This window comes from Amycolatopsis rifamycinica (assembly GCF_000695625.1).
Lineage (GTDB): Bacteria > Actinomycetota > Actinomycetes > Mycobacteriales > Pseudonocardiaceae > Amycolatopsis > Amycolatopsis rifamycinica.
The window spans coordinates 29,992-42,728 of record NZ_JMQI01000046.1; the positions used below are offsets into that span (position 1 = coordinate 29,992).

At 73.6% G+C, this 12,737-nt stretch carries 14 protein-coding genes; 3 read left to right on the forward strand and 11 right to left on the reverse strand.

What is annotated here, in order from left to right; all coding sequences use genetic code 11:
* Nucleotide 1 precedes the first annotated feature (1 nt).
* Genes DV20_RS21500 through DV20_RS21515 form a run of 4 tightly spaced genes read right to left on the reverse strand, consistent with a single transcriptional unit; the run spans nt 2 to nt 5,215 of the window.
* Nucleotides 2-988, reverse strand: a complete 987-nt coding sequence (locus tag DV20_RS21500; RefSeq protein WP_043783029.1) for a 3-hydroxyacyl-CoA dehydrogenase NAD-binding domain-containing protein — start codon at nt 986-988, stop codon at nt 2-4.
* On the reverse strand, nt 985-2,916 hold the full coding sequence (locus DV20_RS21505) for an acetoacetate--CoA ligase (protein ID WP_043783031.1): 1,932 nt from the start codon (nt 2,914-2,916) through the stop codon (nt 985-987). The genes DV20_RS21500 and DV20_RS21505 overlap by 4 nt, the downstream gene beginning before the upstream one ends.
* Entirely contained in the window at nt 2,913-3,689 is a 777-nt protein-coding gene (locus DV20_RS21510) for a crotonase/enoyl-CoA hydratase family protein (protein WP_043783033.1), read from the reverse strand. The genes DV20_RS21505 and DV20_RS21510 overlap by 4 nt, the downstream gene beginning before the upstream one ends.
* A complete protein-coding gene (locus DV20_RS21515; RefSeq protein WP_043783037.1) occupies nt 3,686-5,215 on the reverse strand; it encodes an acyl-CoA synthetase in 1,530 nt (509 codons plus the stop codon). The genes DV20_RS21510 and DV20_RS21515 overlap by 4 nt, the downstream gene beginning before the upstream one ends.
* 575 nt (nt 5,216-5,790) lie before the next feature.
* Here DV20_RS21515 and DV20_RS21520 point away from each other — a divergent pair.
* Nucleotides 5,791-6,216 (forward strand): STAS domain-containing protein, encoded by a 426-nt coding sequence (locus tag DV20_RS21520; protein WP_043783041.1) that lies wholly within the window; start codon nt 5,791-5,793, stop codon nt 6,214-6,216.
* A gap of 268 nt (nt 6,217-6,484) precedes the next feature.
* On the opposite strand, the gene DV20_RS21525 is transcribed toward DV20_RS21520, so the two are convergent.
* A complete protein-coding gene (locus tag DV20_RS21525; protein ID WP_043783044.1) occupies nt 6,485-7,417 on the reverse strand; it encodes an NAD-dependent epimerase/dehydratase family protein in 933 nt (310 codons plus the stop codon).
* A 133-nt stretch (nt 7,418-7,550) separates the two neighbouring features.
* On the opposite strand from DV20_RS21525, the gene DV20_RS21530 reads away from it, so the two are divergent.
* Complete coding sequence (locus tag DV20_RS21530) at nt 7,551-8,222, forward strand: TetR/AcrR family transcriptional regulator (RefSeq protein WP_043783047.1); 672 nt, start codon at nt 7,551-7,553, stop codon at nt 8,220-8,222.
* Between the two features lie 7 nt (nt 8,223-8,229).
* Here DV20_RS21530 and DV20_RS21535 read toward each other — a convergent pair whose 3' ends face one another.
* From DV20_RS21535 to DV20_RS21550, 4 genes are read right to left on the reverse strand one after another with little or no spacing between them, the layout of a single operon-like run.
* Nucleotides 8,230-8,556: a hypothetical protein gene (locus DV20_RS21535; protein WP_043783049.1), complete on the reverse strand. Its 327-nt coding sequence runs from the start codon at nt 8,554-8,556 to the stop codon at nt 8,230-8,232.
* On the reverse strand, nt 8,543-8,932 hold the full coding sequence (locus DV20_RS21540) for a PRC-barrel domain-containing protein (protein ID WP_043783052.1): 390 nt from the start codon (nt 8,930-8,932) through the stop codon (nt 8,543-8,545). The genes DV20_RS21535 and DV20_RS21540 overlap by 14 nt, the downstream gene beginning before the upstream one ends.
* Nucleotides 8,929-10,161 (reverse strand): NRAMP family divalent metal transporter, encoded by a 1,233-nt coding sequence (locus DV20_RS21545; protein WP_043783053.1) that lies wholly within the window; start codon nt 10,159-10,161, stop codon nt 8,929-8,931. Before DV20_RS21545 ends, DV20_RS21540 begins: the two co-directional genes overlap by 4 nt.
* Nucleotides 10,158-10,577, reverse strand: coding sequence for a hypothetical protein (locus DV20_RS21550; RefSeq protein ID WP_235190905.1), 420 nt, complete (start codon nt 10,575-10,577; stop codon nt 10,158-10,160). Before DV20_RS21550 ends, DV20_RS21545 begins: the two co-directional genes overlap by 4 nt.
* Before the next feature lie 104 nt (nt 10,578-10,681).
* Between DV20_RS21550 and DV20_RS47200 the strand changes: the two genes are divergently transcribed.
* Nucleotides 10,682-11,218 carry a phosphatase PAP2 family protein gene (locus tag DV20_RS47200; protein WP_043783056.1) on the forward strand — a complete coding sequence of 179 codons (537 nt, stop codon included), beginning with the start codon at nt 10,682-10,684 and terminating at the stop codon, nt 11,216-11,218.
* On the opposite strand, the gene DV20_RS21560 is transcribed toward DV20_RS47200, so the two are convergent.
* Entirely contained in the window at nt 11,190-12,122 is a 933-nt protein-coding gene (locus DV20_RS21560) for a sensor histidine kinase (protein WP_043783058.1), read from the reverse strand. The genes DV20_RS47200 and DV20_RS21560 overlap by 29 nt on opposite strands.
* A gap of 133 nt (nt 12,123-12,255) precedes the next feature.
* Complete coding sequence (locus tag DV20_RS46235) at nt 12,256-12,699, reverse strand: hypothetical protein (protein ID WP_084093593.1); 444 nt, start codon at nt 12,697-12,699, stop codon at nt 12,256-12,258.
* Nucleotides 12,700-12,737: the final 38 nt, after the last annotated feature.

The following is a 12,737-nucleotide window of genomic DNA, read 5'->3' on the forward strand; positions in this document are numbered from 1 at the left end:
ATCAGGGCAGGTCGGGCTGCGCGGCCTTGGCGGCCAGCAGGCGGTCGAGGACGGCGTCGCGGGCGGCGACGAGCCGGTCGTGGTCGGTGCCGTCGAGTTCCGCGTCGACGCCGGCGACGAGGGACTCGGCGAGTTCCGGCGTCAGGTGGACGCGGCCGAGGTCGCGCCACCACTCTTCGGTGGGCGGCCCGAGGTGGCGCAGGACGTGCGCGAGCCCGCCCGCCCCGCCGGAGAGGTGCTGGTTGACGAACGGGCCGAGCACGGCCCAGCGCAGGCCGGGGCCGTGCGCGATGGCGGCGTCGATGTCGGCGACCGTCGCGATCCCGCGTTCGACGAGGGAGTAGGCCTCCTGCCACAGCGCGGCCTGCAGCCGGTTCGCGACGTGGCCGGGCACCTCCCGCGCCAGCCGGATGGGCCGCTTGCCCACCGCGGTGTAGAACGCGACGGCGCGGTCGACGACCTCGGGCGCGGTTTCGGCGCCCGGGACCACCTCCACGAGCGGGATCACGTGCGCCGGGTTGAACGGGTGCCCGACGACCACGCGCTCGGGATGCCTCGGGCAGCCCCGCGCGATGACGCTCGGCAGCAGCCCCGACGAGCTGCTCGCCAGGATCACGTCCGGCCGCGCGGCCTCGTCGAGCACCCCGAACAGGCGGTGCTTGACGTCTTCGCGCTCGGGTCCGTTCTCCTGCACGAAATCCGCCTCCGCGACCGCGGCGCCGGCGTCGGTGGCGAAGCTCAGCCGATCCTGCGAAGCGCCTTCGGCGAGGCCGAGGCGGACCAGGGTGGGCCAGTGCGCGGCGATGTCGGCGCGCAGTCGGTCCTCGGCGCCGGGGGCGGGATCGGTGGCGACGACGTCGAAGCCGCGGGCGAGGAAGTGCGCGGCCCAGCCGGCCCCGATCACGCCGGTGCCGACGATCGCGACGGTGGTGATCGGGCCGGGTTCCGCCGCGCGGCCGGCGCGGGACGAGGTGATCCGGACGGTCATGCCGGCCCGCCGGCGAGCGCGACGAACGGGTCCAGCGACGCCGGATCGGCCAGGACGTCGCGCGCGGCGACGTCGTCCGGGCGGGCGCCGCGCAGCAGCTTCTTCACCGGCAGCTCCAGTTTCTTCCCGGTGCGGTTGCGGGGGATCGACGGCACGGCGGTGATCGCGTCCGGCACGTGCCGCGGCGACAGCGCGGTCCGCAACGCGGACGCGATCTTGCCGCGCAGGGCGTCGTCGAGCGTGAAACCCGCGCGCAAGGCCACGAACAGCCGCAGGTCGCCGTTGCCGCCCGCGGGGTCTTCGAGGTGCACGACGAGGGAGTCCTCGACCTCCGGCAGCTCCTCGACGACGGCGTAGAACTCGGCGGTGCCCAGCCGGACGCCGCCGCGGTTGAGGGTGGCGTCCGAGCGGCCGGCGATGACGCAGCCGCCTCCGGGCGTGAACCGGATCCAGTCGCCGTGCCGCCAGATCCCGGGGTAGGTCGAGAAGTACGTCTCGCGGTAGCGCTCCCCGGAGCCGTCGCCCCAGAACCCCACCGGCATGGACGGCATCGGGGCGGTGATCACCAGCTCGCCCAGGTCCCCGACGACCGGAGCGCCGTGGTCGTCGAAGGCCTTCGCGTCGACACCGAGGCAGGGACCGGAGATCTCGCCCGCCCGGACCGGCTGCAGCGGGCTGCCCTGGACGATGCCGCTGCAGACGTCGGTGCCGCCGCTGCCGACGTTGAGCAGGACGCCCGGGAACCGCTCGTGCACCCAGTGGAAGCCCTCCGCGGGCAGCGGGCTGCCGGCCGCGCCGAGCTGCCGCAGTGCGGACAGGTCGAACTCGGCCGCCGGATCGAGCCCGGCTTTCCGGCACGCCATCAGGAAGCCCGGGCTCGCGCCCATCAGCGTCGCGCGCGTCTCCTCGGCCAGGCGCCACTGCCAGGCCAGGTCCGGGTGCAGGGGATTGCCGTCGACCAGCACGATCGACGCGCCGGTGAGCAGCCCGGACACGAGCGCGTTCCACATCATCCAGGCGGTGGTGGAAAACCACAGGATCCGGTCGCCCGGGCGCAGGTCCCAGCTGAGGCCGTGGTTCTTGAGGTGCTCCAGCAGGATGCCGCCGTGGCCGTGCACGATCGCCTTGGGCTTGCCCGTGGTGCCGGAGGAGAACAGCACGCACAGCGGGTGGGCGAAGCCGACCGGCTCGAACCCCGGTGCGCTTTCGGCGAGCAGGTCGGCCCACGTGAGCGTGCCGGGCAGGTCGTGGCCGCCGTAGGGGACGTGGACGACGTGCTCGGCGGTGGGCAGGCCCGCGCGGATCTCGGCGACCTCGGCGCGGCGGTCGACGTCCTTGGCGCCGTAGCGGTAGCCGGACACGGTCAGCAGCACCCGCGGCTCGATCTGGCCGAACCGGTCGATGACCGACCGGGCGCCGAACTCGGGCGCGCAGGAGGCCCAGATCGCGCCGAGGCTCGCGACCGCGAGGTAGGCGATCACGGCTTCCGGGATGTTCGGCAGGTACGCGACGACCCGGTCGCCGCGGCCGACGCCGAGCCGGGCCAGCCCCGCGCGGGCGCGGGCCACCTGATCGCGCAGCTGCGCCCAGGTCAGCTCGGTGCGCTCCCGCGTCTGGGAGTAGGCGATGACCGCGGCTTCACCGTCCGGTCCGTGGCCGAGGGCGTGTTCGGCGTAGTTGAGGGTGGCGCCGGGGAACCACTCGGTGCCCGGCATGGTCCGGTCGGGCACCACCGCGGTGGCCGGGGCGTGCAGGCGGACGCCGAAGAAGTCCACGATCGATGACCAGAAGCCGTCGAGGTCGGTCACCGACCACCGGTGCAGGTCCGCGTAGCCGTCGAAGGAACGGCCCCGCGCTTCCAGCCACCGCAGGTACCGGCCGATTTCGGTGGTCTCGCGGACGTCGGGCGCGACCGGGCGCAGGATCATCGGCCGACCTTCCCGGCGCGCTTGTCGAGGAACGCCCGCATCCGTTCCTTCGCCTCGGCGCTGCCGCCGGCGATGGCGGCCATCAGCGCCTCCATCAGGTAGCCCTCGGCCGGGTTGGCCTCGGCGATGCGGGGGAGGGCCTGCAGCACGGCGAAGTTCGTGATCGGCGAATTCGACGCGATCTTGCGGGCCAGGCCGAGCGCGTGCTCCAGGCCGTTGTCGACGCGGTAGTGCGACAACCCGGCGGCGTGGCCCTCGTCGGCGTCGAGCACGCGGCCGGTGAGCATCATGTCAGTCATCCGGTGCGCGCCGATCAGCCGCGGCACGCGCACCGACGCGCCGCCGCCGACGAACAGCCCGCGCTGCCCCTCCGGCAAGGCGTAGAACGCCGAGGGCTCGGCGACGCGGATGTGCGCGGCGGCCGCCAGTTCCAGGCCGCCGCCGACGACCGCGCCCTTGAGCACGGCGACCACCGGGACCCGCCCGCGTTCGAGGCGCTCGAAGGCGCGGTGCCACATCATCGAGTGCTCCAAGCCCTCGAACGCGTCGCGCTCGGTGAGCTCGGACAGGTCGAGCCCGGCCGAGAAGTGGTCGCCCACGGCGTCGAGCACGACGGCCTTGACGCCCGGCGGCGGGGAGCCGAAGAACGTTTCGAGGCCGAGCACGGTCGCATCGTCGAGGGCGTTGCGCTTCTCGGGGCGGGCCAGCCACAGCACGGCGATGTCGTCTCGCAGCTCCAGACGCAGCGAAGGGGGCAGGAGAGGGGTGGTCATGCGGGTCCGTTCGTGAAGGTTTCGGCGGCCAGGGTGCGCAGTTCGACGCGGCGGATCTTGCCGGTGGCGTTGCGGGGCAGGGTGTCGGTGAACAGCACGTGCTTCGGGATCTTGTAGCGGGCCAGGTGCCGTTCGAGGTGGGCGCGGAACTGCTGTTCGTCCAGCTCCGCACCGGGCCGGAGCACGACGAAGGCCGCGCCGGCCTCGCCCCAGCGCGCGTCGGGCACGCCGACCACGGCGCAGGCGTCGACCTCGTCGAGCCCGGCGGCGACCGCTTCGATCTCGGCCGGGTACACGTTCTCCCCGCCGGAGATGATCATGTCCTTGACCCGGTCGACGACGTGGGCCCAGCCGTCGTCGTCGACGCGGACGACGTCACCGGTGCGGAACCAGCCGCCGTCGACGAAGCCGGCCGCCGACTCCTCGGGCCGGTGCCAGTAGCCGGCGAAGACGTGCGGGCCGCGCACGAGCAGCTCGGCCGGTGTCCCGTCGAGCGGCTGCGGCGTGAGGTCGGGGCCGAGCGCGGCGACGTCGGTGAAGAAGTGCGGCACCCCGGCGGCGACCGGGTGGTCGAGCGTCCCCTCGTGGGTGGCCATCGAAACGCCCGGCGAGGCCTCGGTCATGCCGTAGCCCTGCAGGAGTTTCACGCCGCGGTCGAGCCACGCCCGCGCGACGCGCCCGGCCACCGGCGACCCGCCGTAGAGCACGCAGGTCAGCGAGCTCAGGTCGGTGCGGTCCCAGGCTTCGTGCCGCCACATCATCTCGAGCATGGTGGGGACCGCCGAGAAGCTGGTGATCCCGGCTTCGCCGATCCGGGCGAGGATGGTGCCGGGATCGAACTTCGCCACCGGCTCCACGCTGCCGCCCTTGAACAGCGTGGGCAGGGTGATCTGGCCCAGCCCGACGCAGTGGAACAGCGGCGCGATGCACAACGCCTTGTCGGTGCCCAGGACGTCGAGGTGCGCGAGCTGGTTGACGGTGTTCCAGGTCAGGTTGCCGTGGGTGAGGACGGCCGCCTTCGGCCGTCCGGTGGTGCCGGAGGTGTAGAGCAGCAGGCAGGGGTCCTCCAGCCGGACCGGCGTGTCCGGCCGCGGCCCGCCCTCGGCGATCTCGGCTTCGAACCCGCCCCCGGCCGTCGCGATCACGACACCGTCCGGGAGCCCACCGGCCGCCGCCACCAGGTCGGCGGTGTCCGCGCTGTGCACGAGCACCGAGGCGCCGGCGTCGTCGAGCATGTACCGGATTTCCGTGGGGGAGAGCCGGTAGTTGAGCGGGACGAAGAGCGCGCCGCAGCGAGCGGTGGCGAAGAGCGTCTCGAACACCGTGATGTCGTTGACGCCCAGGTAGGCCACGCGGTCGCCCGGGCGGACGCCGAGCCGGGTCAGCGCCCCGGCGAGGCGGCGGACCCGGTCGGCGAGCCCGGCGTAGGTGAGCGACCGGTCGTGCTGCACCAGCGCGGTGCGGTCCGGGTCGATCCGCGCCCGCCGCGCCGGCCAGCTGCCCAGACCGAAGTCGGGGAGGTTCACTGCTGCCTCCTTCACAGGCGGAGCACCGGTTTGATCGTCTTGCCGGTCGAGCACGTCGGCCACGTCGGCGGCCGTGCCTCCACCGCGGTCATCGGCTCGACTCCTCACTGGGTGCGGCGTATATCAGGAACCCTGAGATTCCTGATGATGAGTCGCACTCCGGCCGCTGTCAAGGGGGCGCTCGGCCGGTTCCGGCCGAGGGGTCACCGGATCCTCTGTGGACGGACGAGTTCCGCCAACCCCTGGGCGGCGATGTGTCGTGCGCCGCGCTGGTCGCCCGGCGGAGCGCGCCGCCGAGCCGTGGGTCGGCTGCTCTGCCGACGGCCGCCTGCTTCGGCGTGGCACGGCCGCGGATCGCACAGGTTCACCCGAATGGGTGGTTTGAGTTGCGGGCGTGCGGGTCGCGTGCGGGGGTGTGGGGTTCGGCCGTTGGCGGGGTTGCGCCGTTCGGATCAAGGACTACGCTGCGAAGTGCGGTTCAGCAACACCAGCCGTCCCCCGAACTTGCCAGCGACCGAGCGGGTCGGTCGAGAACGACCCGCTCGTCACGTCATCTGTGAATGAGGCGTGGAAGAATGTTAGTCGTCCAGCCCCCAGCGACGGCGATCCCCGTAGCGCCGTCGAAGCGCGAACAGCGCACTGCGTTCGACATCCAGGTCATCCGCCCGTACTTCGGCGCGGTCATGGTCCGCATCCGCGGCGCACTCGACGCGGACAGCGCGCCCCAGGTGCATTCGGCGCTGAGCACCTGGGCCCATCGCCGCTTCCCGGTGCTCGTACTGGACCTGTCGGAGGTCGACTTCCTCGACGGAGCGGGCCTCGCGGCCCTGGGCGGCCTCCAGGCGCGGGTGGCCCGCGAGAACGCGACCCTGCGCATCGTCACGGGCGACAACCGCGTGGTGCGCCGGGCCCTGTCGGCCAGCGGGCTCGACCACGCGCTCAACGTCAGCCGCCTGCCGTCGGGCTGGGAACGCGCGACGGAGATCCCCGGCCAGGGCTGACGGCCCTCACTCGGCGGTCCTCCGCCGGGCCGGGGCGTGTCACCGTGGTGGCATGCGGGAACCCAGCGCTGTTTCGGCGTTGTCGAACCTGCGGGAGTCCCTTCCGCGCGGCCGGCGGGGCGCATCCGGTGGAAGGCTGGCGACCGCTCGCCGTGCCCACTTCGCGCGGCTGGTTCAGCGTCACCGGCCGGCCTTCGTGAACCTCACCCCCTAGTGTTTGAAGGGATGCCTTCCGGCGCGCGTCGGATCTGTGACCGCCGTTCGCCCGCTAGGCGCGGGCCGGTGCGCGCAGGCCGTCGATCGTCTCCCGCAGGGCCTCGTCGGTCGGGGTGGGCTCGATGCCGAACGCCGCCGTCGCGGCCGAAGAGTCGAGGACGAACGGGCGGCGCAGCTGGTACTGCATCTCCACCGTCTCCCGCGCGATCGGGTCGAACAGGCCGCCGAGGCGCAGCATCGAGCCGGGCATCGCGGTGAGGCGGGGCGCCGGTGCTCCGGCCAGGTCCGCGGCGCGCCCGGCGAGCCGGCGCACCGACATCGGCGGCGGGGTGGGCACGTGCCACGCCCGGCCCCAGGCCCGCTCGTCGGCCGCGACCGCGACCAGGGTGCGGGCGACATCGCCGACGTGCGTCCAGCTGTGCGGGGCGTCCAGGTCCGCCGGCGCCCAGGCTCGCTTGCCGGCGAGCACCTTCGGCAGCACCAGTGCGGTGAACACCGAAAGCGCGCCCGCGCCGAGGTAGTCGGACCCGCGCACGTCGGCCGTGCGGATCCGGCCGGCCTCGTGGGCGGCCAGCGCGTCCGCCCACAGCTGGACCCGCACGGCGCCCTTCACCGAGTTGGGCCGCATCGGCAGCCGCTCGGTGATCGGGCCGTCGACGGCGCCGTAGGCGTAGAGGTTGCCGGTCGTGACGAGCGGGGCGCCGCTCGCCTCGGCGGCCCGCAGCAGGGCCGCGCCGAGCGGGGGCCAGTCCCTGGGCCAGCGGTGGTAGGCGGGCCCTCCGCAGCTGTACAGCGCGACCGCGCCTTCGGCGTGCCGCGCGAGGGCGGCGGAATCGGTGGCGTCGGCGGCGACCAGCCGGACGCCTTCGACCGCGGGGCCTCCGCCGCTGCGGCTGAGCAGGCGGACCTCTTCGCCGCGGGACGCGAGCAGGCGAGCCGTGGCCGAGCCGACCGGGCCGGCTCCGACGATGACGTGCAGGGACATGGGACCACCTTCATCCACCCAGGCGAGAACAGTGTTCTCTGATAAGAACACCGTACTGGGCCGCATCGGACGGGGTCAAGAACAGTGTTCTCGCCGGGTTCGGGTGTTCTCGGCGTGTGCGAGACTGGCGGTCATGTCCGCCTCGTCGCTGCGCGCCCGGGTCCGCTCGGAGATGCACCAGGAGATCAAGGAAGCCGCCCGGCGCCGCCTCGCCGAGGAGGGGGCGAACCTGTCCCTGCGCGCCGTGGCGCGGGACATGGACCTCGTCCCTTCGGCGCTGTACCGGTACTTCCCGAGCCGCGACGCCCTGCTGACCGCGTTGATCATCGAGGCGTACCAGGGGCTGGGCGAAGCGGCGGAAGCCGCCGAAGCGGTAGTCGCGCGGGACGACCTGCGCGGCCGGTGGCTGGCCGTGTGCCGCGCGGTGCGGGACTGGGCGCTCGCGCACCCGGCCGAATACGGCCTGCTCTACGGCAATCCCGTGCCCGGCTACGCCGCCCCGCCGGAAACCGTGGCTCCCGCGTCGATGGTGGTCCTGCTGCTCGCCGCCGTCGTCGGCGACGCCCCGGGCCCGCCCGGACGGCCGCTGCCCGGGCCCGTCCACGCCGACCTGCGGCGGCTGATCGAGGAGCAGGGCAGCGACCTGCCGGAGGAGTGCCTGGACCGGGCGCTGCTCGCGTGGACGCACCTGTTCGGGCAGCTCAACTTCGAAGTCTTCCACCGGCTCGACGACATGATCGGGGCGCGCGCCGAATACTTCGAGCACCACATGGCCCTGCTGGCCGACCTCGCCGGCCTGCCGTGACCCGCGCTCAGGTCCGTTCGAGCGGGGCCAGCTCGGCGAACGGCCGCCGCACGCGCACCTCCGGGCCGGAAAGGTCCACGTCTTCCCAGGCCACGTACCGGCTGTGGCGGTGCAGGCGGCGGATCAGCGCCACCAGCGGCGCCGGACCCCGCTGGTCGTGGCGCTGGTAACCGAACAACCGCACCCGGGTGCGGCCGACGATCACCCCGCGCACCACCAGTTCCGGCAGCCCGTCCGCGCGCGGGACGGCTTCCGCGCGGATTTCGCGGATCGCGCCGAGGTCGCGGCCCGTCGCGTCGCGGACGCGGCGGCCGATCAGGTCACCGGCTCGCACGGCCCGCTCCCGGGATCCGGCCGATGACGCGGCGGCGCAGCCAGTCCTCCGACGGGCTGCCCGTGGCGTGGGCGATCGCCGTCGTCACCACGATCGTCGGTTCGATGCGGCGGATGGCGTTCATCGGGATGCGTTGCGGCGCCCGGGCCCGGAAGCCGCGGCCGATGTGGTGCAGGAGCCTGCCGATCGGGCCGCCCAAGCGGTCGGCGAGCGCCTCCGGGCCGACGAGCAGCGCGTCGACGACGTACCGCCCGTCCTCGGCCCGTAGTTCGAGGTCGTCGACCTTGCCGACCACCGTGCCGTCCTCGCCGACGATCTGCCGGTCGAGCAGGGCGTCGCCAAGGTCGATGCGGCCGAGGTCGGTCCAGGGGTTCATTGGCCTGCTCCGGTGAAGATCATCAGCGGGATCGCCACCAGCGCCGCGACGGCGATGACGACGAGCATGGCGACGCCGACGGTGTTGCTGAAGCGGCCGTTGGCGTGCTTGCCGAGGTACTCGCGGTCGTTGGCGACGATGAGCACCGGCAGGTAGGTCAGCGGCAGCGCCACCGCGGAGAAGATCAGCGAGATCTCGGTCAGGCCGACCGGATCGAGACCGGTCTGCACCACCAGCACCGCGATCAGCAGGCCGGCGCCGACGGTCAGGTGGAACCGCGCGGCCTTGCGCGGCGCGCGGCGCTTGCCCCAGTCCCAGCCGAAGTACTGCGCCAGCATGTACCCCGACGACAAGCCCGTTTCCAAGGCCGCCCCGAAGGTGGCGGCGAAGATGCCGATCAGCACGATCACCAGGCCCGCGGTGCCCAGTGCGAGCGTCACCGGCAGCACGATCTGGCTGACCTGGCTGACGTCCACCCCGGCCGGGAACAGCACGGTCGCCGCGCACGCCATCACCGCGACGGCCAGCAGGCCGCCGAGGGGAAACCCGAGCAGCACGTTGGCGCGCTGCACGGACAGGTCCTTGACCGTCCAGCCCTCTTCGACGCCGCCGGAGGAGAAGAAGAACACCTCGTACGGCGTCATCGCCGACGCGAACAACGCCACCGCGTGGTAGGCGTAGGTCGGCAGCGCCTGGTCGGGCGGCGGGGCGAACCCGGCGACCTGCGCGCCGAGCGAGGACCAGTCGGGGTGCAGGAAGAACACCGCGACCGCGAACACGCCGATGGCGAGGCCGCCGAGGCCGAACCCGGTCTCCATCCGCTCGAAGCCGACCCGCCAGACCACCAGCCAGATGAGCACGCCGATCGGCAGGACCCAGACCAGCCGGTCGACCCCGGAGGCCAGCTCGATGACGATCGCGACGCCGCCGATCTCCGCGCAGACGGTCAGCAGCGTGATGAGGAACGACCCGGCGAGGTTGAGCATCGCCATCCGCGGCCCGAGGCGCTCGCGGATCAGGTCGAACACCGGGCGCCCGGACACCGCCACGATCCGCCCGGACATGTCGGCGTAGACGCAGATCCCGAGCACGCCGAGCACGGTGACCCAGACCATCGCCATCCCGTAGCGGGCGCCGACGACGCCGCTTTCGACGAGGTCGCCGATGTCGACGAAGCCGCCGACCGCGGTGAGGATGCCGAGGGTGACGGCGAGGAGCTTCTTGCTCAAGACGTCACGCCCCAGCGGGCGAGTTCGCCGATCAGGCCCCGCAGTTCGGCGTCGACCTCGTCGAGCCCTTCGTCGGTGCCGTCGCCGAGGCCGTCGTCGAGCCGGTGGGCCACCGCGACCGCCCGGTCGGTGATCGACGCCAGCGCCGCGCGGGCGCGGTCGTCGGTCAGCTCGCCGACGTCCTGGCCCGCGGCGCCGAGTTCGTCGGCCGCGTCGCGGACCGTGACCGACAGGCTGGGCACCGGCGGCACCTCGGCGCGGTCGGCGGTCACCACCAGCCGCAGCAGTTCGAGCTGGCCCCGGATTTCCCGCCCGGCGTGCACGGTGTCGGCGTGGGGATCGGTGCCGCACCCCGCCGCCAGTACCGCGACCGCCAACGCGGCGGCCGCCGCGCGCGGACTACGCAGGCTGATCACCGCAGGGGGATACCCATTCGCAGCGCGGACAAACGTCGCCGCGAATGCTCCACCGTGGACATAACCGGCGATTGAACCACCGCCTGGCTGGGAAACTCGTGGCCATGCCGACGGAATCACCCTCGACTGAACGGGACGGACCGGATGAAAACGACCTTCCGGTCACCCGTCCGGCTTGGCCGGTAACGGCGCTCAGCGCGGCCGCGCAGGGCGGTGTCCTCTGGGTCTTCGTGGCCGGGGTGCTGGCGTGGCGGCCGGGACCCCGGCGCCGGGCGGCGGGACGCGGGCTCGTGGCGGGCGTGGCCGGAATGGCGTTTGGGCACGGCGTGAAAGCCGTGGTGCGCCGTCCGCGGCCGCCGGCGCAGGAGCTGCCGGCCCGCCGCGCGCTGCTCGAACAGCCGAAGTCTTCGGCGTTCCCGTCGACGCACGCGACGACGGCGGCCGCGTTCACGGTCGCCGTCGCGCTCACCGCGCCCGCGACCGGGGCGGCGATCGCGCCGCTGGCGGCCGCCGTGTGCTACAGCAGGCTCCGGACGCGGGCGCACTGGCCGACCGACGTGTACGGCGGAGTCGCGCTCGGCGCCGCCGTGGGCGGGATCGTGCACCGGCGGCTCAGGCGCGGAAGTACGCCCGGAAGGTAGTGCCGTCGTCGCCGGCGTGCAGGCGCACGAGGTCGGCGAGGAGGTTGACGAGCAGCAGCCCGCGGCCGCGCGGCTGGTACGGGCCGGCGGGCCGTCGGCCGGCGAGGGGGTCGGTCAGCCGGCCGCGGTCGTGCACCTCGCAGGCGAACTCGCCGTCACCGCCCCAAAATCGGACAGTGCCGGACCCGCCGCCGTGCTCGACGCTGTTGGACAGCAGTTCGGTGACGACCACCTCGACGTCGGCCACCTGGTCGTCGCTCAGCCCGCAGGCGGCCGCGCGGACGTGGGCCAGCGCGCGGGCCGCGGCGAGGTCGGTGGTGTCCGCCAGCTCGAAGGCCCCCGCCGGCACCGGGAGGGGCTCGTTGTACCGGGCGACCAGCGCGAGCGGGTCGTAGGCGGAGCTGGGGCGGCGGCCGGCGCCGTCGATCAGGACCGGGTGCGTGACCTCGGCGTCGGCCAGGACGACCGGGGCGAGCGCGTCGGCGTCGTAGGGGCAGAGGATGGTCCCGTCCCGGCCGGCGAAGGCCAGGTTGATGAGGGCCTCGTGCTGGGCGCACGCCGGGTACTCGACGGCCGAGCGCGCCGCCCAGATCGGCTCGCCGATGATCCGCACCGGCCGGCCGGGGTGGCTGTCGGCGAAGGCGCGCAGCACGCCGGGGATGATCCGCCCGGGGTTGCGCCCGGCTTCGGTCATGTCCAGCAGCTCGACCCGGGCGGCGTCGGCGCCGAGTTCCCGCCGCAGCAGCTCGAGGTTGTCCCCGGGTACCGCCACCGCGACCGGCTCGCCGGCGGCGAGGCCGCCCCAGACGAACGGCACGGTGCCCGCCAGGTATTCGGCGGCACCGCGGTAGAACAACGCGGGGTGCCCGAATGCGCCGGTACCCGTCTCCGCGGTCACGTTCAAGCGGCCTCTCCTTCCGCCGGGGACGTCACCAGTATGCGTGAATCCACCCCGGATCGGGCGCCCCCGGTCACCCGTCGCCCGCGACGCCCGCGAAGACGTGCGCGGCACGGTGAGCACCGCGCTCGCGGCGGGCTCAGTCCACCGGGACGTAGCCGCCGCCGGTCTGGGCCGTGGTGCGGTCGGAGTGCGTCGAAGCCCTGGTCAGGAAGCGGCCCTTGACGACGCGGACGTAGGCACCGTCCAGCGGGAACACCAGCACGAACTTCGTCCCGGCGTGGCCGCGCAGGACCGCTCCCGTTCTCAGGTGGCCGAGGAATTCGATGATGTCGCGTTCGATCCCGGCCGCGAATTCGCGCTGTGCCTCCTGCGAGATGTCGTACAGGTCGGTGTCGATGTCGTACGTGGCGCTCCGTCCCGTCGCCGGGTCGCGGGCCTCGAACTCCAGGCCGAGCCAGCGCCCCGGGGCGACGATCACGGTCGCCCGCCAGGTGGACCCGCCGAGCCGCCAGCTGTCCGTCTCGGCCACGTACGTCGCCTGGTGCTCGCGGAGGACCTCCAGGAGCCGGTGGCCGGTCATGCCGCTTCCGCGTGCTCGCCGTGGTCCGGCGCCGGCGC